Source organism: Dermacoccus sp. BD5 (assembly GCF_044878485.1).
In the GTDB taxonomy this organism is placed as follows: domain Bacteria; phylum Actinomycetota; class Actinomycetes; order Actinomycetales; family Dermatophilaceae; genus Dermacoccus; species Dermacoccus nishinomiyaensis.
The window spans coordinates 39,533-58,588 of sequence record NZ_JANJER010000007.1; the positions used below are offsets into that span (position 1 = coordinate 39,533).

Here is a 19,056-nt window from a genome sequence, read left to right on the forward strand (position 1 = left end):
CGGGTGACGCGCGGCGGGGCGGTTGTCGGATGCGATACGAGCCGTCAGAGTGCTCCACATGAACGCACCCCATCCGCCCGCTGACGGCGAAGCTCTCAGCAGCGGCCTCAAACCGCGCCACGTCACGATGATCTCGATCGCCGGCGTCATCGGCGCCGGCCTCTTCGTCGGCTCGGCCTCGGCGATCAAGCTCGCCGGCCCGTCGGTCCTCATCGCCTACGCGCTGGCCGGGACGCTCGTCGTCCTCGTCATGCGCATGCTCGGCGAGATGGCGACGGCCAACCCCGACTCCGGCTCGTTCTCCGTCTACGCCGACCGCGCGCTCGGCAAGTGGGCGGGCTTCTCCATCGGGTGGTTGTACTGGTGGTTCTGGGTGCTCGTCATCCCCGTGGAGGCGACGGCCGGCGCGAAGATCCTCTCGGACTGGATCGACTGGCCCCAATGGGTGTTCGCTCTCATCATCACCGCGTTGCTGACGGTGACGAACCTGTTCTCCGTCGCCAACTACGGCGAGTTCGAGTTCTGGTTCGCGCTCATCAAGGTCATTGCCATCGTCGGGTTCATCGTCCTCGGTGTGCTCGCGATCCTCGGCATCCTTCCCGGCTCGCACGCCTCGGGGCTGCACGGATTCACCGACCACGGCTTCTTCGCCGACGGCTGGAGCGGCGTCCTCGCTGCCATGCTGACGACGATGTTCACGTTCATGGGCACCGAGATCGTGACGATCGCCGCGGCCGAGTCGAAGAACCCGGTCGAGGGCATCCGCAAGGCCGTCAACAGCGTCATCTGGCGCATCTCGCTGTTCTACCTCGGCTCGATCTTCGTGGTCATCGCATTGACGACGTGGAACTCCCCCTCGTTGCAGGAGAACGGCTCCTACCAGGAGGCGCTCAACAACATGGGCCTGAAGAACCTGTCGAACGTGCTCGACTTCGTCATCCTGACCGCCGTCGCGAGCTGCCTCAACTCCGCGCTCTACACCGCGAGTCGCATGGCGTTCAGCCTCGGCCAGCGCGGCGACGCACCCAAGGCGTTCGCGCGCATCAACCGACGCGGCGTGCCGCAGGTCGCGATCCTCGTCTCCGTCGTCGTCGGCTTCGTCGCCGTGTTCGGCAACTACCTGCTGCCGGAGAAGATCTTCACGTACCTGCTGTCGACGTCGGGCGCCATCGCGCTCATCGTCTACCTCGTCATCGCCGCGACGCAGCTGCGCTCGCGCGCCGCGATGAACCGCGTCGGCGCCCGCCCGGCCGTACGCATGTGGGCCTTCCCCGTCCTCACCTACGTGACGATGGCGTTCATCGTCTTCACGATCGTCGCGATGGCGCTGCGCGCCGACCAGCGCCTCAACCTGTGGTTGACGCTCGGCCTCACCGCCGTCGTCGTCGGCATCGGCATCGCTCGCTACGGCGCGAAGGGCGGCAGCGAGAAAGCGATCCTCGAAGCGGTCGAAGCATCGCCGCACGTCGACACCGAGACGAGCGACCTCGCACGCCACGAACGTCACCCGTGACGCGCGTCTGACCCGAAGCTCGCGCGACGCGCCGCCCACGACGATGTGGGCGGCGCGTCGCCATTCGGGCGTCATCGCGGCTCTACACTCACGCCATGGCCTCGACGATCTTCAGCGTGATCCTGCTTCTGCTCGCCCTCGCGGCCTTCCTCTACGGGCGCCACCTGCGCCACGCGGGGCGGGAGCACGCCCTCTCGTACTCACGGGGCGAGGCGGGCACGACCGGTCGTGCCCGCGCGGGTGATCTCGACGCATCGGATGACGGTGTAGAAGATGTCGACGCCGATGACAGCGATGATCTCGACGCCGGCGCCTCCCCCGCCCGCGTGTTCCTGCACGCCGCGCGTCCCGAGGCGCCGAGCACGCGGGCTCGCGCGCGTCTGGCCTACCTCGTCTCTGCGGCCTGCGCGACGCTCGCCGTCATCGTCCTCGCGGTCGCGAGTTCCGTCGTCGTGCCGACGAAGGAGATCGGTGTCGTGACGACGTTCGGCAAGCCGACGGGCAGCCTCAGCAATGGCTTCCACCTCAAGGCGCCGTGGCAGAAGGTGACGTACATGGACGCCGCGATCCAGACCGACAGCCACACCGCCGACGACAAGAGCTGCATCAACGTGCGCATCGCCCACCAAGCGACGGCGTGCGTCGACGCGTCCATCCGCTGGCGCATCCGCCCCGACGCCTCCGACGCGCTGTTCCAGAACTACCGCGAGTTCTCGAGCATCCGCTCGAGCCTCGTCGACCGGCAGCTGTCCTCGAGCCTCAACAAGGAGTTCGCGTCCTACGACGCCCTCGCCGTCGACGAGAAGGGCAACCCGACGACCCCGACGCTCGCAAAGCTCTCAGACGACGCGACGAAGGACATGCGCGACCAGATCGGCGACCAGATCGAGGTGCTGTCGGTGATCATCCCGGTCATCAAGCTCGACGACAACACGCAGTCGAAGGCCAACGCGCTGCTCGCCCAGGTCGCGCAGACGCGCATCGCCGAGCAGGGCGTCAAGACGGCCGAACAGCAGGCGAAGGCCAACGAAGCGATCGCGAAGTCGGTGAGCAAGGACCCGAACGTCCTCGTCTCCAAGTGCCTCGACATGGTCGAGGGCGGCAAGGTGACGCTGCCCGCCGGCTTCTCGTGCTGGCCGTCCTCGGGCTCCGCCGTCGTCGTCCCCGCCACCGGCTCCTCGTCGAAGTAACCCCCGCCCCCCTGCGATGCTCGTCCCCCTTCGCGAATCTCGTCCACATCGGCGATTTTCGGCCACATTCAACGGACATTGTGGCGTTGCGGTCGGTGAGCGGCGTTTCAACGCGTCGGGCGGATTCGTCGTCACAGCGCGAAGCGTCACCCTTGACGGCGGTCTCGACCCATACTGCACCGACCACGCCAGCATCGATGAGGACGGGGGAAGCACGCAGCGCGCCGGGGCGGGCGAGTAGCCTGACACCATGCGTACCTGGGCCATCGCCACCGTCACACCCCTGCTCGTTCTGACCGCGTGCTCCGCCCAGACCCACCGCTTCGACAGCGCGACGGAACTGCGCAGCGCAGCCGTCAACGCAGGCCTGCACTGTACCGGGTACAACCCGACGACGCCGCCCGCGGGCGCCTCCAGCTCAGGCGAATGCGTCGGCGGCACCCACGCCGTCTTCGTCGTCTACGACGGCGAGAACGCAGCCAAGAAAGCCATCACCGACGCGACCGGCAAACTGACGGGCGACGACGCCGTCCTCGCCGGCCCCAACTGGTACGTCATGAGCAGCACCTCAGCCCTCGACGGCATCAAGGACTCCATCGGAGGAGACATCAAGAGCAAGTAGGCGGCGGCTGAACCCGGACTTGAGACGCGCTTTGCGCGTCGGCGCCAAAGGCGGGGCTCGGCACGCGCTTCGCGCGTCGGAGCCATGGGGACTTCGCCATCCTCGCTCCGCTGCGGCGGCTCCTCGAAGCACAGTGTTCGACAGATGCGCATACAGACAGCCACCCGGACAAAAATCTTGTCCGGGTGGCTGTCTGTATTCATCTCGGTGGAGCTATGGGGATTCGAACCCCAGACCTTCTCATTGCGAACGAGACGCGCTACCAACTGCGCCATAGCCCCGTGAAGCGAGAGACACATTACCACCAAGCGGCGCACAGACCAACACGAGGCGCCCCAATCGGCCGTCACCCACCCTGCTCACCGGGCCTGGCGACCCACGCACGGCTCCCTGCTCCCTCCACTACCCCACCAGCAGAAGCGCTCCTTCGTGCCACCGAAAGCACACGTGCAACCCGTCACACCGGAAACGCACCCTCAGACACACGAAGACGGCGGGCGCCCCGTGGCACCCGCCGTCCGTCGTCAAAGCCTCGCGTGCGGCCTCAGCCGGCGCGGTAGACCTGCGGCAGCTCTTCGTAGTCCTCGTCGAGCGCCATGCCGTCGAACGGCAGATCCTCGACGGGCGTGTTCTCGTACCGCGCGGCGAGCGGGCGCGTATCGACCTCGTCGACGGTCGCCGCCGGCTCGACAGGTTCACGCTCGGCCTTCGCCTTCATCGTGTACGTCGGGCGCGGCACGTCGACGGGCGCCCATGCCGCAGCGTCGAACACCTCGGCCTGCGCACGCGCCACGGCGTCCTCGTCAGGCTCGACGTCGACGGCCGGCTCGGCGTCGACGTCGCGCTCCGGCAGCTGCGCGACGAGCGGCGAACGCTTCGTCATCGGCACCGCGGTCTCAGCCCCCTCGACCTCGACGCGGGTGACGCCCACAGTGGCGCTCGAACGCGCGGGCGACGCGGCACGCGCCGGAGCTGAGACGCCCACCGGGCGCACCGTGGTCGACGCAGCCTTGGCCGTCCGCGCTGCGATCGCCGAGCGGCGCAGCCACACGACGACACCGGCCGTCGCCAGCAGGCCGAGCAACGGCAGCCACGCCGGCACGAGCGTCAGCAGGGCGAGCAGCGCCGTCACGACGAAGAAACCGAACGATCCGAGCAGGGCAAACAGCTTGACCTTCGGCGACTCGAGCGCCGCCGGCACGCGGGCAAGGCCCTGCGCCGCGCCCTGAAGACGAGCGGGCACCCGCGTCGTCGTCACCTCGGCGCGCTCAGCGGTCGACGCGTGCGCGTCACCCTCGGGGGCGCCGGGCGTCACGCGCGAAGCACCCTTGACGCTGACCTGAGGACGCAGGATCGTGCGCGACGGCTCGTCGGCGCGCGCCGAGACGTCAGCCTGGATCGGGGTACGGCGTTCGAGCATCCTCATCGCCTCCGAGAATCGATCGACGGTGCGCGCGGTCGCGAGATCCTCGCGGCGGCGCACCCAGTGCTTGAGCATGTAGGCAGCCCACACGGCAATGATGACGAAGAAGATCAGGCTGCTGGCACTCACGCACACCAGGCTAGGGCGCGGCGGCATGACAACGAGTGAGCCACGCCGCGCGTGTCGCGCAAAAAATCTTCACTGCGTGGGGTAACAATGCCCCGCCGCCGGCGGACGACGGAGGGCACAGACCGACGTCGGCACCGATCGTCGGTGTGCACGGCGCGGTCGGCTCCGGCGCGCGGATGGCGGAGCGTCGGCGAACGTGGACGAGAATCGCAGTTGTGGACATGAATCGCCGATGTGGATGCCGTTCGCCGATGTGAACGTGAATCGCAGTTGGGTACGGGCCACGTCGAGGTGGGTTTCGACGGCGCTGTTCAGCGGTTCGAGGGGGGGGCAGACGGGTTCGGGGGCCAGAGGGGGTCGGGGGTCCGAGGAGTCAGGCAGGCTCAAGGCGGGTCAGACGGGGTCGATGCGCGCGAGGCGCTGTGGCGAGTCGACAGTGTCAACAGTGTCGACGGAGCCCGATCACTCGAGATTCTGCACACGCTGCACGAGCGTGCCGTCGACCTCGTGGCGCAGCAGTGCGAACGAGCGGTGGTCGCGCCACGCGCCGTCGATGTGGAGGAACTCGCGGCGCACGCCTTCGTCACGCCAGCCGAGTTTTTCGACGACGCGCAGCGAGTTGGCGTTGTCGGGGCGCACGTTGATCTCGAGGCGGTGCAAGCGCTCCACACCGAACGCGTGGTCGGCGGCCATCGCGACGGCCATGGGCGTCAGGCCGTGCCCGGCGAAGCGTTCACCGATCCAGTAGCCGATCGTGCCGCCCTGCTGCGCCCCACGCACGATCGTGAAGATGTGCACCTGCCCGGCCAGGGCACCGTTCCACGTCATCGCCCACGGCAACAACCGACCCGCGCGTGCCTCCGCGTTCTGCTCCTTGACGGCCGCCTTGAAGCCCAGCGCCGGCTCGGGGAAGGGGTTCGTCGAATCCCAGGGGCCCGTCCACCGGCGGTTCGCGGCGCGCAGCGCACTCCACTCCTGCAGATCCCGACGGGGATGCAACGGACGCAACCCCAGCTCACCGCCGCGATAACGCCGCCGCAGCGTGACGGGCCACGTGCCCGGACCCATCAGTGCGAGCCTCCGTCGAGCTGCGCCATGACGTGCTCGAGGATGCCGTCGAGCACGTCGAGACCGTCGGCCACTCCCCCACGCGAGCCAGGCAGGTTGACGACGAACGCGCGCCCCGCGGCGCCGTCCGCGATGCCGGCGAGCCCACGCGAAAGGACAGCCGTCGCCACCCCTGCGGCCACACCCTTCGCACGCAGCGCCTCCTCGACGCCGCTGAGCTGCGTCGTGAGGTACGGCCGCGTCTGCTCCGGCGTCGCGTCGCTCGGCGAGACGCCCGTCCCGCCGGTCGTGACGACGACGCGGCACCCGAGCGCGAGCGCGTCACCGATCGCGTCGCCCACCGCCGGCCCGTCGGCGACGAGTCGCGCGTCGACCGTCCACCCCCGCTCACGTAGCCATGCCGCGATGACGGGCCCGGTCGCGTCGGTGTAGATCCCCTGCGCGGCCCGCGTCGAGCACGTGACGACGGCGGCGCGCCGTTCACTCATGCCAGTCACCGCTGCGCCCACCCGACTTCGCCGTGACGCGCACGTCGGTGATGCGCGCATGCTTGTCGACGGCCTTGACCATGTCGATGAGCGCGAGCGCCGCGACGCTCACACAGGTCAGCGCTTCCATCTCGATGCCGGTGCGATCGGCGGTGACGACGGTGGCGCGGATGTCGACGCCGTCGTCGGTGACGTCGAGGTCGACCTCGACACCGTGCACCGCGATCGGGTGGGCGAGCGGAATGAGGTCAGGGGTGCGCTTGGCCGCCTGCAACCCCGCGATGCGTGCGACGGCGAGGGCGTCGCCCTTGGGCACGTCACCGTCACGCAGCGCCGCCACGGCGCGCTCGCTCAGCAGCACGCGCCCCGCCGCCGACGCCGAACGTCGCGTCACGGCCTTCGCCGCGACGTCGACCATGTGCGCGCTGCCGTCACCACGCACGTGGGTGAGGTCGCTCATGTCACTCCTTCTCGTCCGCCACGTTCTCGTCGTAGGCGCCCGCCAGGGGCGCGTCGATCGGCCCGTCGAGCACGAGCACGTCGAGCATCTCACCCGTCTCGACCTGGCGGGCCTCTCGCGGCACGCGCGCGAGCGCGTTGGCCTCGCCCAACTCACCGAGGTGATGCGATCCCTGGCGCGCATTGGCACGGATCGCCAGCTCACCGTCAGCGCCGCGCACCGCGTGGACGCGCGCGTACTGGGCGCGTCCACGCGGGCACGTCCACCCCGGGCCACGCACGACGCCGCGTCGCCACACGGGCGCCGGGCGCCCGCTCATGTGCGCGAGCGCGGGCGCGACGAACACCCAGAACGACACGAGCGTGCTCATCGGGTTGCCGGGCAGCGTGAACACCGGCACTCCCCGCTCGCCGAGCAGCCCGAAACCCTGCGGCTTGCCGGGCTGCATCGCGACCTTGTCGAACGTCACCTCTCCCGCCTCGATCAGCGCGGCCTTGACGACGTCATAGGCCCCCGCGCTCACCCCACCCGTCGTGATGACGGCGTCAGCCGTCGCGACGGCACGCTCCAGCACCCGCGCCACCTCGCCGGCATCGTCACGCACGTGCGCGACCTCGACGAGTTCGGCTCCCACCGCAGCGACGAGCGCAGCGAGCATCGGCCCGTTCGAATCGTGGATCTGCCCATGCTGCAGCGCTTCTCCGGCCGGACGCAGCTCGTCCCCCGTCGACAGCACGACGACGCGCGGGCGCGGTGCCACCTCGATGTGGTCCACCCCCGCCGAGGCGATGACGGCGACGTGTTGCGGTGCGATGATCGTCCCGGCGCGCAGCAGCACGTCGCCGATGCGCACGTCCTCGCCGCGTCGGCGGATGTGGCGCCCGTCCTCCACCTCGCCCGTGAACCGCACGCGCTCCAGCCCACCGTCGCTCTGCTCGACCGGCACCACCGTCGTCGTCCCCGACGGCACCGGCGCGCCCGTCATGATGCGCCAGGCCTCACCCGGCGCGCATGTCAGCTCACGTGTGTCACCGGCCGGGATGTCGCCGACGACGGGTAGCTCGCCGTCCGCAGCGTCCTCGGCTCGCAGGGCGTACCCGTCCATCGCGGAATTCGTGAACCCCGGCAGGTCGACGCCGCTGCACACGTCAGCGGCGAGCGCCCGCCCGAGGACGTCACCGACCCAGCCGCCGTCGGCCAGCGCCACCCGCCGCGCAGGCAGCCGTGGAACGGCCGCGAGGATGCGCGCGAGGTGCTCGGCATCGGTGATGAGTTCGGGGGCGTGCGACATGCCCCCATTGTGCAACCCACCACCGACAACGCCCCGTTCGCAACCGGATTCGGTTGCGAACGGGGCGTCATCCCCATGCTGGATGGCGTCAGGCGCCGCGCTCGGTGCGAGTGCGCCCCTTGCCCTCGTCGGTCTCGACCCAGCCCTGCAGCCAGGAGCGGAAGTCGGAACCGAACTCGTTGTGACGCGTGCCGAGACGCACGACGGCCTTGAGGTAGTCGAGACGGTCGCCCGTGTCGTAACGGCTGCCGCGGAAGACGACACCGATGACGCCGGCTCCCTCACCCGTCGCGCTCGCACGCTCGGCGAGCGCGTCCGTCAGCTGGATCTCGCCGCCGCGTCCCGGCTCCGTCTTCTCGAGCACCGCGAAGATCGACGGGTCGAGCACGTAGCGGCCGATGATCGCAAGGTTGCTCGGCGCCTCCCCCGCGGCCGGCTTCTCGACGAGACCGGTGACGCGCACGACGTCTTCGCCCTCGCCCTCGATCGGTTCGACGGCCGCGCAGCCGTAGAGGTGGATTTGGTCGTCCGGCACCTCCATGAGCGCGATGACGGACCCGCCGTGCTTGGCCTGCACGTCGATCATCTGCTCGAGCAGGTGGTCGTCCTCGTCGATGAGGTCGTCGCCGAGCAGCACGGCGAACGGCTCGTCGCCGACGTGGTTGCGCCCGACGAGCACGGCGTGGCCGAGGCCGCGCGGCTCGCCCTGGCGGATGAAGTGGACCTCACCGAGGTCGGCCGACTTCTGCACACGCTTGAGGCGCTTCTCGTCGCCCTTCTTCTCGAGGGCCCGCTCGAGCTCCCAGTGGCGGTCGAAGTGATCCTCGAGAGCAGCCTTGGAACGACCGGTGATCGTGAGGATGTCGGGAACCCCTGCGCGCACCGCCTCTTCGACGACGTACTGGATGGCCGGCTTGTCGACGACCGGCAGCATCTCCTTGGGGATGGCCTTCGTGGCAGGCAGGAAGCGCGTGCCGAGCCCGGCGGCCGGGATGACGGCCTTGCGCGCGCGACGGCGAGGAGCGGAGGACGGCGTTTCAGTCATGAGCCTAGGCTAGCCCTCATGACCGACAACGGGGCCCCGGATGCACCGACCGGCGCGACACCTCCGCGCGACGTCGAGCCGACGCCCGACGAGCGCGAGCGCGTCGCCAAGCGCGAGTTGCGCACACGACTTCGCGCCGCGCGTCGAGAGCGTCGTGATGCGACGAGCCCCGAGCAACGTCACACCGACGGACTCGCGCTGCTGCATCACCTCGAACCGCTGCTGGCACGCGCCACCTGCGTCACCTCGTTCGAGCCGCTGGCGAGCGAGTCGAACCTCGAACCGATCAACGCCGCCGGCAGGGCGCGCGGGCGCCTGCTCGTGCCGATCACGCTCGCCGATCTGGACCTGTCCTGGCGTGACGCCGCCACGGGCGACGACCTGGGCACGGGTGGCATCGCGGCCGCCGACCTCGTCATCGCGCCCGCGCTCGCGATCGGCCCGAACGGCGAACGCCTCGGCCAGGGCGGCGGCTGCTACGACCGCGCCCTGCCGCGCCGACGGCCGGGCACACCCGTCGTCGCCGTCGTCTTTCCCGACGAGCTGCTGACCGGCCCCGATGCGCCCAGCATCCCGGTCGAGGCGCATGACGAACGCGTCGACGCGGCCCTCACCGTGGACGGCCTCGTCCGCTTCGGCGACGCCCTGGGATACTGAGGCACCGGCCCGCGACGAGGCCGAGCCGACGCCGACGCACCCGCTGACGCCGACCTGAGGAGGGGGCCCGATGATCGAAGCCGCCGCCGCCACCGGGTTCGACACCGCCGACCTGCCGCTGACGCTGCTCGTCGGCTCGCTCGTCCTGCTCGTCGCCGTCGCCGCCGTCCGCCTCGCCAACCGCTCGGGGCTGCCGACGCTGCTCATCTACCTCGCGATCGGCGTCGCTCTCGGTGAGGGTGGGCTCGGCATCGGCTTCGAGAACACGAACCTCACGCAGGTGCTCGGCTATTGCGCGCTCATCCTCATCCTCATCGAGGGCGGTCTGACGACGCAGTGGAGCAGCATCCGCGCGTCCGTCGCCCCGGCCCTGCTGCTGTCGACACTCGGCGTGCTCGTCTCCGTCGCGGTCGTCGGTTCGGCGACGCACCTCCTGCTCGACTTCGACTGGAAGACGTCGCTGCTGCTCGGCGCCATCGTCTCCTCGACGGACGCCGCGGCCGTGTTCTCGGTGCTGCGCAAGGTGCCGCTGCCGCATCGCCTCGCTGGCGTGCTCGAGGCCGAGTCGGGCTTCAACGACGCGCCCGTCGTGCTGCTCGTCGTCGCCCTCGCGGACGAGGTGGTGCCCGGCGGCGAGCACCACGGCGTCCTCTCCCTCGCCGGGATGGCGGTGTTCGAACTCGCCGGTGGCGCGCTCGTCGGCCTCGCTGTCGGCTGGGTGCTCGGCGCCCTCTCGCAGCGCATCGCGCCCGGCTCGTCAGGTCTGTTCGCCATCGGCGTCGTCGCCGGGGGTGTCCTCGCCTATGCCGCGGCGTCCGTCGTCCACACGAGCGGCTTCATGGCGACCTACCTCGCGGCGCTCGTCCTCGGCAACATGCCGATCCCCCACCGTCAGGCCGTGCGCGGCTTCGGGCAGGCGATGGGGTGGCTCGCGCAGATCGGCCTGTTCGTCCTGCTCGGCCTGCTCGCCTCCCCCAGCCGCCTCATGGACCAGTTCGTGCCCGCCATGGTCGTCGGCTTCGTCCTGCTCCTGCTCGCCCGCCCCGCCTCGATCATCGCGTCGATGACGCCGTTCGGCTTCTCCTGGCGCGAGCAGGTGTTCCTGTCATGGGCAGGTCTTCGCGGCGCGGTGCCAGTCGTCCTCGCGACGGTGCCGCTCACCGCGGGCGCCGAGCAGATGCGCTGGATCTTCGACCTCGTCTTCGTCCTCGTCGTCGTCTTCACGTTCCTGCAGGCCCCGACGCTGCCGCTCGTCGCCCGCGTGCTCGGCATCGGCAACGACGCGCACGCCGTCGAGCTCGAGGTCGAGAACACGCCGCTGACGGACCTGCGCGCCGACATGCTGCACGTCAAGGTCGGCGAGCACTCGCAGCTCGTGGGCGTCATGCTGTACGAGCTGCGCCTACCGGTCGGCGCGAACGTCACCCTCGTCGTCAACGGCGAGCGCAGCTACGTGCCCGGTGAGCGCAGCGTGCTGCGCGCCGGCGATCAACTGCTCGTCGTGACGAAGGAGGCGGTGCGCGCTCGTACCCTCGCCCGCTTCCGCGAGGTGAGCGAGGGCGGACGCCTCGCAGGTTGGCGCATGCCCACCGCGCCCCGCACATGAGCGACGTGCGCCTGCCTGACCCTGACGCTGCCTTACCATGTCGCAGTCGAACCAGCGCCGCCCGCCGGCACGAGAGAAGGAATGACGATGCCCACCTACGCCTACGCGTGCAAGGAATGCGGCCACGGTTTCGAGGCGCGCCAGTCGTTCGACGACCCCGCTCTCACGACGTGCCCCGAGTGCGGCGGCCCGCTGCGCAAGGTGTTCAACAGCGTCGGCGTGACGTTCAAGGGGGCGGGTTTCTACCGCACCGACAGCCGTTCCTCCGGCACGAGCTCCAGCTCGAGTTCCGGTTCGAGCTCGAGCGGTTCGAGCAGCTCCGACGCCTGACGGCCATCCCCAGGTGTGACGGCCGGGCACCCTGATCCACAGCCTGCGGCATGACGGCGCCCACCATCGGCGCGGTTCGCCCTAGCGTCGAGCCATGCCCTCACTGCGCACCCTCGACGTCGTCCACCGCCTCAACGCCCCGACGCGCGCGGCCGCGACGCGTCGCCGCCGGCTGCGCAAGGCAGGGGCCATCACCTGCCTGCTCGTCGGCGCGGCGCTCGCGACACCGTCGGGCGGCGCCCCCGATCCGGCGGCGTCCGCGGCCACGTCGGGCGCCTCAGCCGACGGCCCCGCACCGGCCGCCCTGCGGGGACGCCACATCGTGCGCATCACGCCGGTGGGGCCGAACCCACAGGATGCCGCCCGCGTCGACGTGTGGGACGCCTCCGGGACGCGGCTCGTCAGCTGCGCTCCGACCTACCCGGGCTCGACTCGAGTTCCCGCTCGCGATGTGATGTCGAACACATCGACGAGCACGGTCTCGATCGCGATGACCGATGCCGAGACCGTTCGCGTGGCCAAACATCTGGGAGACGCCGCGGATTCGGGAAGCGGCCTCCTCGTCACCGGCTGCCTGTGAGCGATGGCCTTATATCACGCACGACGACACGCCGGGCCGTTTTGATTTCCCGACTTTCCACCCATCTGGGTACTGTCATCACTGCACCTTTCACACAGCATTCCGAGCAGTTAGGAGAAGCCATGAAGGGCTTCAAGGACTTCATCATGCGCGGCAACCTCATCGAGCTTGCCGTCGCCTTCATCATGGCCGGCGCGTTCGCGAAGGTCGTCGAGGCCTTCATCACGATCGTCATGGACCTGCTGGGCAAGCTCGGCGGCACGCCGGACTTCTCGTCCTACAAGCCGGGCGGCGTCCACGTCGGCGCGTTCCTCACGGTTCTCGTCAGCTTCCTCGTCCTCGCGTTCGTCGTGTACTTCGCGATGGTCAAGCCCTACGAGGCTGCCAAGGCCCGCTTCGCCAAGCCGGCTGACGCCGAGGACACCGAGCTGTCGCTGCTGGCCGAGATCCGCGACGAGCTGCGCGCCGGCCGCCGCCTCTGAGGCTCACCGAGCGCATGAGGCCTCTCGGTCTCTGAGCGCACGAAGGGCGTGAACACCATGGTGTTCACGCCCTTCGTCATGTCCGCTCCGCCACTCCCCCGGAGCCCAGGCTCAACCCCAGTGCGGCGGACGCTGATCGAGGTACCACTGATCCTGAGCGCTGCGCGGCCCCGGCGCGTCGTCGTCACGGCTCCACCAGCGCGACCAGTCGGCGTCAGGCGTGGCCGACGCGGGCGCCGCGGCGCCGTCAGCGGCGACCTCACCGTCGCGGCTCGTGGCAACCCTCGTCTGTCCGTCCACCGTCCGCGTCGCAGGCGCCGACGCCCGGCGCGGACGGCGACGACGAGGCTCAGAATCGCTCATCGTTCTCCTCCGCGAGGAGGCGACCCACGAGCGCGACGATGCGGGAGCTATCGCGGGCCGGATCGCGGAACAGGTCGACGGTCCACACGCGATCATGATGCCAGCCGAGCCGCTCCAGCGCCTCGGGGCGCAGCCGATCGCGTTCGCGGACACTGCCCATCGCGGCGTAGGCATCACCGTCGCTCTCGACGGCGAGCAGCATGCGGCCGGGCTCCTTGGGATGCTCGACGGCCAGGTCGACGCGCATCCGCGAGTGCCCGTACCCGGTGTGCACGACGAGGCCCTCGGCGCGCAGGCGCCGCGCGAGGTCCTCGACGACGTATGGCACGGGCACGATGACGGCGTCCGCGCCGACGCGGCGCAGCGCCACCGACCCCGACGACGACGTGCGGCGCCGTCGCCCGGCGACGACGGTGACGAGTTCGTCACCGTCGAGCTCCGGCTCGCCCGCGCCGGTGTCGAGGCGTTCATCGCACTCGGCGACGTAGAGCAGGAAGTCGCGCAGGAGCACCGCGCCACGCGAGCGCAGCGCGGCCGGGTCGACCTCGTCGCCGGTGAATGCGGAGACGACGTCCATGCGTCGGCGCGCGCGGGAGATGGCGACGTTGAGGCGACGCTCACCGCCGACGTGGTTGAGCGCCCCGAACCGGCGCACGAGAGCGCCCGTGGGGTACGGCGCGATGCCGAGGGAGAGGATGACGGCGTCCCGCTCGTCGCCCTGGACGCGTTCGAGGTTCTTGACGAAGAACGGCGCCTCCGGGTGGGCGGCGAGGAACGCGGCGAGCTCGCTGTCGACACGTGCCTGCGCGGTGACGGCGCGTTCGAGGCGGCGAGCATGCGTGAGGCCGAGGGTGATGACGCCCAGCGACTCGTGCGGGCGCTGCGCGGCGTGCTGGCGCACGAGGTCGAGGACGGCCTCGACCTCGGCCTTGCCCTGATCCGGCGCCGCCTCGTCGGGGTACGGTTCGCGCACCTCGACGCGGTGAAGGCGCAGCACGTTCTCGACGTCGGCGCGCGGGAAGGTGATGAGTTCACCCTCGTAGACCGCTTCGTTGGAGAAGGCGATGAGACGCTCGTCGAGAGAGCGGTAGTGCCAGCGCAGGTGGCGCACGGGCAGCAGGCCGGCGAGCACGTCGAGCACGGATTCGCCCGTGTGCGCGGTGTCCTCCCCCGCCGAGGTGCGCTGGAAGAAGCTCGTCGGCGCGAGCTGCTGTGTGTCACCGGCGACGACGACCTGCACGCCACGCGAGATCGCCGAGATCGCCTCGGCGGGCGGGATCTGGCTCGCCTCGTCGAAGATGACGACGTCGAACCAGCGCCCCGGCGGCAGCGTCTGCGCGACGACGAGCGGGCTCATCGCCCAGCACGGCGCGAGCGCCGTCATGAGATCCGGCGCACCGGCGAAGGCCTGACGCAGCGCGTCGGCGCTGCCCGCGTGGTGACCGAAGACGAGAGCCGCCTCCATCGCCTCGACCTGCTCGGGCAGGTGCTGCGCGACGGCGTCGATGCGCCGGTAGGCGCGCTGACGCACGCGGTGCGGTGTCTCGTCGAGATGACGGCGATCGGCTGCTGCGTAGCGCTGCGCGGCGGCGCGCAGGTCGTTGCCGCGGTGCTCCTCGTACGCCGGATCCTGACGGCGCACGCGCTCGAGCACGCTCGTCCACCAGATGAACTCCCACTCGGCGGGCACGGCGTCCTCGTTCACGCCCCGCGCCGCGAAGTCGTCGACGACCGGTCCGAGGCCGAGAGCGCGCAGTCGGTCGATCTGCGAGCCGGAGCGCGCCGCGACCTCGATACGGTCGGCGTCGGCGGCGAGGGTCTCGAGGCGTGCGGCGAGCTCGTCGAGGTCGAGCGTCACGAGGTTCGTCGCACCGCGCGTGCCCTCGAGACGCTGCCCGAGCCAGTCGAGTTCGTCGGTCAGGCGCGTGTGCGCGGCGCGCACCTGCTCCGTCATCGGCGGCACGCAGGGGCGCCCCTGCCCGCCGAACTCACGCCAGCGCGCCTGCTCGTCGGCGGCGCGCTGCAGCATGGCGTGCAGATCCTCGGGCGGACGCCCGGGACGCAGCGTCGCGCGGGCCTCCTTGAGCAGCCGGCGACGCTCCATCGCGCCCACCTGGTGCTCGGCGCCCTTGCGCTCGGTACGCGGCGCGCTCGCGACGACGCCCGCGTCGAGGTCGAGCGCGAACACGTCGGAGGTGAACACGTCGAGGGTCTTCGTCACGTGGCTCATCAGCTCGAGCACGTCCGAGGCCTGCGTCATCGTCGTCGGCACGGGCAACCCGGCCGCGTCCGCGAGGGCCGCGAGCGACGCACGGTGGCGGGCCAGTTCGCCGCCGGCCTCATCGGCCGAGCCGTCGTCGCCCGAGCCTCCGCCAACCGAGCCGTCGTCAACCGAGCCGTCATCGCCGGCCAGTCGCAGCACGAGGTCTCGAGCGCGTTCGCTGTGCTCGCTACCGCGCACGCGCGCGCCGAACCAGGCGTCGGGTTCGCCCTCGCCCTTCCATGCGCGATCCTGCGCGAGTCCGAGCAGCGTGCGTCCGGTCTCGTCGCGCGCCTCGGTGTCGAGACGGTTGAGCGGCTCGCCCTCGAGACGCACGCGTGAGCGTGGCGGGTGCGGCAGGGCGTTGAGTTCGGCGATGCGGCTCTGCGCGTCGTGCGCGCTGACGCCGAACGGGTCGCGCACGCGGTGCAGGGCGCGCACGTGCTCGATCAGGGTGACGCGCTCGGATTCGAGTTCGTCGATGACGCGCGGGTCCGGCCCGTCCGCGCTCGGACCGTCGCCGTGCGGTGAGCGCAGGGCGTCACCGACGTGCGGGGCACCCGCTGCGGGCGCGGTGACGAGGCGTCGCGCGAGGGTGTCGACGAGGTCGGCGGGCGTGCCGGAACCGGCGTGCGCGTCGAGCATGAGGTCGCCGAGGCCAAGCGCCGACAACCGTCCGATGACGGCGTCGATCGCGGCGCGCTTCTCCGCGACGAACAGCGCGCTCTTGCCGTGCGCGGTCAGCGTGGCGACGAGATTTGCGATCGTCTGGCTCTTGCCGGTGCCGGGTGGGCCCATGAGGACGAGGTGCTGGCCACCCATGACGGCGTCGATCGCCGCCTGCTGCGCCGAGTCGGCGTCGAGGACGAGGAACTCCTCGCGCGGATCGGCGTCGAGCCCAGCGGCGGGCGCCTCGGCGCCGACGTCGAAGATCGACGCCTCGTCACCGGCCATCGCGGCGACGACGGGATGCGTGTGCAGGCGCGGCGCCTGCTCTGCGACGTCGCGCACCATCGAAAGCTTCGCGTAGCTGAACGTCGAGACGACGAGGCGCTCGTCGATGCGGAACCCCGGGATCGACGCGCCCGCGCGGCGCATCATCGCGTACGTCGGGGCCGGGTCGAACCCGTGCGGGCCGGCCGACGACGCCGTCACGTACTCGTGGTCGATGTTGATGCCGCGTGAGGCGAAGTAGGTGGACAGCGCCGAGTTGAGTTCGACGGTGCGCGAGACCTCGAGGACGAGATCGTCACCGCCGCGGCCACCGAAGTGGATGTCGCACTGGCGCAACAGGATCGGCGCGGCCGGCACCGCGTCACCGCTCATCTGCCACGTCGCGCGGCCGAGGGCGAGGAAACAGCTGAGGATGCCGCGCTCCTCGAGCAGTTCGCGTGACAGGTCACGGATCGCGAGCGCCTTCTCGTACGCTTCGGCGTACGCGTGCTCCGAACGCACGATCTGCGACAGCAGCACGCTACGTCCCGACAGCAGCTTCGCGACGCCCGCCGGGTGCGCCGTCGTGAGGTCGAGCTCGACGGAGTCGTCGGTGCGCTGCCACAGCAGCGAGTTGCGCCCGCCGAGGTCGACGAGGTGACGCTGCCACACCGCGGCGGCGTCACGCACGGCCTGACGACGGTCCTCGTCCGCCGCGTTCATCGTCTCGTGCGCAGCGTTCACGTGTTCGTTCGTCACCACGGCAGGTTATCGGTGAAACCTGGCGTTCGTCGCCAGGCTCCCCGGCGCTCAGTAGTCGGAGCGGCGCAGGAACGCGTCGACGAACACTCCGGAGATCTGCTCGGGTGTCTTCGTCTGGTAGCTGAGGCCGTCGGTGGCCTTCGCGATGCGCTTGAGCGCGTCGGGGTCGGTACCCGTGCCGAGCGAGATCGTCACGATCTTGACGGGCTTGTCGGCCGAGTACTGCGACTTGAGGCGCGCGAGGAGCTGATCGAGCGAGAGGCCGCCGTTGGGGTCGTCGTTCGTGCCGTCGGTGAGGACGACGACGGAGTTGACGTAGTTCGGGTCGTAGGTGTCGGTGACGCTCTTGTACGCCGCCGCGATCGTGTCGTACAGCGCCGTGTCGCCGTTCTTCGCTGCGAGGCCCGGCAGCGTGTGCGCCTTCGCGATGAGGCCGTTTCGGTAGGTGTCGTCGAGGATCGGCTGCTCACCGTTCGTCAGCGGCAGGTAGTCGACGTGGTTCTTCTGCAGGTCGGAGCTGAACGCCCAGGCCCCGAGGCGCGTGGTCTTCGGCAGCACGTCGAGCGCCGCGGTGGCGGTGCTCTCCATCAACTCGATGCGGCTCTGGCCGCCGTCGATCTTCGTCTGCATCGACCCGGAGACGTCGATGAGGACGAGCATCCGCGCGTCCTTCTTGAGGTTCGTCCAGGCCGTGTCGGCGCTGACGGTCGTCGCCTGCGACGCAGGCGCCATCATCGGCAGCGAGGCCGGTAGGACGCTGCCGCCCGCCGGAGCGTCACTGCCGCCGTTGCGGAAGCCCTGCTCGCTGCGGTAGGTCTTCTCCGCGGGGCTGAGCAACTGCTGCTTCAGCGCATCGAGGGCAGCGCTGTCGGCCTGGGTGCCGCGCACCGGCGTCACCCACTGATACTCGAGTTGTTTCGCGCCGCCCGTCGGCACCATCGGCGTCAGCGGCTTGTCGGGGTGGGCCTTGTTGAACGCGAGCATCTGCTGCTCGCTCACCGGGTAGATGCGCGCGCGGTCGGCGCCCTGCAGCGCGTTGCCGTCCATCGTCGCGGCCGTCGTCAGCGACCGCGACAGGCGCAGCACCGCGCGCATGAGGTCGGAGCGCGCGTCGTTGGTGTTGGCCTGCTGATCTGCGGCGACGACGGCGAGCAGGCTCTCCGTCGCGACATCGGTGTCGATGAAACTGACGGGCAGCTTGTTGTCGAGCACGCTCAACCAGCTGTTCGGCTTCTTCGCCGCGCTGCGCAGGCTCGCGGGCACGCCCATGACGACGGGGCTCGTCGCGATCGTGTCGCCCGTCGTCACCCAGCCGCTGCCGAGCTTCTTCTCGATGAGCTGCGTCCACGCGGGCGAGTCGCTGATCCACACCTGCGGTTCGCTCGGCGAACTCGTGATAATCGACTGGTACGTGTCGCCCGGGTTCTGCGAGCTGACGCTGTACGACGCGCATACGTGACCGCGCGCCTCGACCTGATCCGCCGCGTGACGAACGGCGTCGGCGATCGCCGCGGGAGCCGCGACCTGCACGACCGACTGCGCCGAGCAGTTCGTACGCCCCTCGCCGTGCGCGGCGACCACCTTCGTCGCCCCCGCTCCCGTGACGGCGACGACGCCGGCCAGCCCGGCGAGCGCCATCACCCGTCGACGGGTGGGGACGCTGGGCGTGGGCGTGTGATGTTCGGCCATGACGCCCCAATGTACCGGGGAGGTGGTGGCCCAGGCTGCCTTCTTCAGCAGTTCGACGCCTGCTGGGCGCGCGTCGTTGCCTTCGAGCTCGAAGGCCGCCGCGCGGGGCTGCTGCTCCCATCCGTCGAGCAGTACGCACCCTGTTGACGACACGACGTCAGGTCG

Annotated in this window: 17 protein-coding genes and 1 tRNA gene; 8 read left to right on the forward strand and 10 right to left on the reverse strand. The window is 70.3% G+C overall.

Features of this window, described 5'->3' with window-relative positions; all coding sequences use genetic code 11:
• Window positions 1–58: 58 nt before the first annotated feature.
• The 3 genes from NQ706_RS06985 to NQ706_RS06995 all read left to right on the forward strand — a co-directional run bounded on the left by NQ706_RS06985 (window position 59) and on the right by NQ706_RS06995 (window position 3,325).
• Window positions 59–1,513: an amino acid permease gene (locus NQ706_RS06985; RefSeq protein WP_038569212.1), complete on the forward strand. Its 1,455-nt coding sequence runs from the start codon at window positions 59–61 to the stop codon at window positions 1,511–1,513.
• A gap of 95 nt (window positions 1,514–1,608) precedes the next feature.
• On the forward strand, window positions 1,609–2,703 hold the full coding sequence (locus tag NQ706_RS06990; RefSeq protein WP_051806109.1) for an SPFH domain-containing protein: 1,095 nt from the start codon (window positions 1,609–1,611) through the stop codon (window positions 2,701–2,703).
• 250 nt (window positions 2,704–2,953) lie between these two features.
• Window positions 2,954–3,325 carry a hypothetical protein gene (locus NQ706_RS06995; RefSeq protein ID WP_038569213.1) on the forward strand — a complete coding sequence of 124 codons (372 nt, stop codon included), beginning with the start codon at window positions 2,954–2,956 and terminating at the stop codon, window positions 3,323–3,325.
• A 208-nt stretch (window positions 3,326–3,533) separates the two neighbouring features.
• Here NQ706_RS06995 and NQ706_RS07000 read toward each other — a convergent pair.
• The 7 genes from NQ706_RS07000 to galU all read right to left on the reverse strand — a co-directional run bounded on the left by NQ706_RS07000 (window position 3,534) and on the right by galU (window position 9,229).
• A tRNA-Ala gene (locus NQ706_RS07000) sits at window positions 3,534–3,606 on the reverse strand.
• Window positions 3,607–3,869: 263 nt separating this feature from the next.
• Window positions 3,870–4,877, reverse strand: coding sequence for a hypothetical protein (locus NQ706_RS07005; protein ID WP_038569214.1), 1,008 nt, complete (start codon window positions 4,875–4,877; stop codon window positions 3,870–3,872).
• 462 nt (window positions 4,878–5,339) lie between these two features.
• Window positions 5,340–5,945, reverse strand: coding sequence for a GNAT family N-acetyltransferase (locus tag NQ706_RS07010; protein WP_038569215.1), 606 nt, complete (start codon window positions 5,943–5,945; stop codon window positions 5,340–5,342).
• Window positions 5,945–6,433 (reverse strand): molybdenum cofactor biosynthesis protein B, encoded by a 489-nt coding sequence (locus NQ706_RS07015; protein WP_038569216.1) that lies wholly within the window; start codon window positions 6,431–6,433, stop codon window positions 5,945–5,947. Before NQ706_RS07015 ends, NQ706_RS07010 begins: the two co-directional genes overlap by 1 nt.
• On the reverse strand, window positions 6,426–6,893 hold the full coding sequence (gene moaC / locus NQ706_RS07020) for a cyclic pyranopterin monophosphate synthase MoaC (protein WP_006943919.1): 468 nt from the start codon (window positions 6,891–6,893) through the stop codon (window positions 6,426–6,428). The genes NQ706_RS07015 and moaC overlap by 8 nt, the downstream gene beginning before the upstream one ends.
• Window position 6,894: 1 nt before the next feature.
• Window positions 6,895–8,184: a gephyrin-like molybdotransferase Glp gene (gene glp, locus NQ706_RS07025; RefSeq protein ID WP_051806111.1), complete on the reverse strand. Its 1,290-nt coding sequence runs from the start codon at window positions 8,182–8,184 to the stop codon at window positions 6,895–6,897.
• An 88-nt stretch (window positions 8,185–8,272) separates the two neighbouring features.
• Complete coding sequence (galU, locus tag NQ706_RS07030) at window positions 8,273–9,229, reverse strand: UTP--glucose-1-phosphate uridylyltransferase GalU (protein ID WP_038569218.1); 957 nt, start codon at window positions 9,227–9,229, stop codon at window positions 8,273–8,275.
• A gap of 18 nt (window positions 9,230–9,247) precedes the next feature.
• On the opposite strand from galU, the gene NQ706_RS07035 reads away from it, so the two are divergent.
• The 5 genes from NQ706_RS07035 (at window position 9,248) to NQ706_RS07055 (ending at window position 12,884) form a co-directional block, all read left to right on the forward strand.
• Window positions 9,248–9,886 (forward strand): 5-formyltetrahydrofolate cyclo-ligase, encoded by a 639-nt coding sequence (locus NQ706_RS07035; protein WP_051806113.1) that lies wholly within the window; start codon window positions 9,248–9,250, stop codon window positions 9,884–9,886.
• 70 nt (window positions 9,887–9,956) lie between these two features.
• The gene (locus NQ706_RS07040) at window positions 9,957–11,492 is read left to right on the forward strand and encodes a potassium/proton antiporter (RefSeq protein WP_038569220.1); all 1,536 of its coding nucleotides are present in this window, start codon (window positions 9,957–9,959) and stop codon (window positions 11,490–11,492) included.
• 87 nt (window positions 11,493–11,579) lie between these two features.
• Window positions 11,580–11,822, forward strand: a complete 243-nt coding sequence (locus NQ706_RS07045; RefSeq protein WP_038571495.1) for an FmdB family zinc ribbon protein — start codon at window positions 11,580–11,582, stop codon at window positions 11,820–11,822.
• A gap of 94 nt (window positions 11,823–11,916) precedes the next feature.
• The gene (locus tag NQ706_RS07050; protein WP_038569227.1) at window positions 11,917–12,402 is read left to right on the forward strand and encodes a hypothetical protein; all 486 of its coding nucleotides are present in this window, start codon (window positions 11,917–11,919) and stop codon (window positions 12,400–12,402) included.
• A gap of 122 nt (window positions 12,403–12,524) precedes the next feature.
• A complete protein-coding gene (locus tag NQ706_RS07055; protein WP_038569229.1) occupies window positions 12,525–12,884 on the forward strand; it encodes an MscL family protein in 360 nt (119 codons plus the stop codon).
• Between the two features lie 111 nt (window positions 12,885–12,995).
• Here NQ706_RS07055 and NQ706_RS07060 read toward each other — a convergent pair whose 3' ends face one another.
• The 3 genes from NQ706_RS07060 to NQ706_RS07070 are packed head-to-tail and all read right to left on the reverse strand — an operon-like array spanning window position 12,996 to window position 19,044.
• Window positions 12,996–13,247, reverse strand: coding sequence for a hypothetical protein (locus NQ706_RS07060; RefSeq protein ID WP_147286955.1), 252 nt, complete (start codon window positions 13,245–13,247; stop codon window positions 12,996–12,998).
• Complete coding sequence (locus NQ706_RS07065) at window positions 13,234–17,199, reverse strand: AAA domain-containing protein (RefSeq protein WP_150112784.1); 3,966 nt, start codon at window positions 17,197–17,199, stop codon at window positions 13,234–13,236. Before NQ706_RS07065 ends, NQ706_RS07060 begins: the two co-directional genes overlap by 14 nt.
• 51 nt (window positions 17,200–17,250) lie before the next feature.
• On the reverse strand, window positions 17,251–19,044 hold the full coding sequence (locus tag NQ706_RS07070) for a VWA domain-containing protein (protein WP_150112785.1): 1,794 nt from the start codon (window positions 19,042–19,044) through the stop codon (window positions 17,251–17,253).
• Window positions 19,045–19,056 lie beyond the last annotated feature (12 nt).

Excerpts from the sequence above, each read along its gene's own strand:
- glp (WP_051806111.1), bottom strand. The coding sequence starts at position 8,184 with ATGTCGCACGCCCCCGAACTCATCACCGATGCCGAGCACCTCGCGCGC.
- moaC (WP_006943919.1), bottom strand. The coding sequence starts at position 6,893 with ATGAGCGACCTCACCCACGTGCGTGGTGACGGCAGCGCGCACATGGTC.
- galU (WP_038569218.1), bottom strand. The coding sequence starts at position 9,229 with ATGACTGAAACGCCGTCCTCCGCTCCTCGCCGTCGCGCGCGCAAGGCC.
- NQ706_RS06990 (WP_051806109.1), top strand. The coding sequence starts at position 1,609 with ATGGCCTCGACGATCTTCAGCGTGATCCTGCTTCTGCTCGCCCTCGCG.
- NQ706_RS07055 (WP_038569229.1), top strand. The coding sequence starts at position 12,525 with ATGAAGGGCTTCAAGGACTTCATCATGCGCGGCAACCTCATCGAGCTT.
- NQ706_RS07015 (WP_038569216.1), bottom strand. The coding sequence starts at position 6,433 with ATGAGTGAACGGCGCGCCGCCGTCGTCACGTGCTCGACGCGGGCCGCG.
- NQ706_RS06985 (WP_038569212.1), top strand. The coding sequence starts at position 59 with ATGAACGCACCCCATCCGCCCGCTGACGGCGAAGCTCTCAGCAGCGGC.
- NQ706_RS07010 (WP_038569215.1), bottom strand. The coding sequence starts at position 5,945 with ATGGGTCCGGGCACGTGGCCCGTCACGCTGCGGCGGCGTTATCGCGGC.
- NQ706_RS07060 (WP_147286955.1), bottom strand. The coding sequence starts at position 13,247 with ATGAGCGATTCTGAGCCTCGTCGTCGCCGTCCGCGCCGGGCGTCGGCG.
- NQ706_RS07045 (WP_038571495.1), top strand. The coding sequence starts at position 11,580 with ATGCCCACCTACGCCTACGCGTGCAAGGAATGCGGCCACGGTTTCGAG.
- NQ706_RS07035 (WP_051806113.1), top strand. The coding sequence starts at position 9,248 with ATGACCGACAACGGGGCCCCGGATGCACCGACCGGCGCGACACCTCCG.
- NQ706_RS07040 (WP_038569220.1), top strand. The coding sequence starts at position 9,957 with ATGATCGAAGCCGCCGCCGCCACCGGGTTCGACACCGCCGACCTGCCG.
- NQ706_RS06995 (WP_038569213.1), top strand. The coding sequence starts at position 2,954 with ATGCGTACCTGGGCCATCGCCACCGTCACACCCCTGCTCGTTCTGACC.
- NQ706_RS07050 (WP_038569227.1), top strand. The coding sequence starts at position 11,917 with ATGCCCTCACTGCGCACCCTCGACGTCGTCCACCGCCTCAACGCCCCG.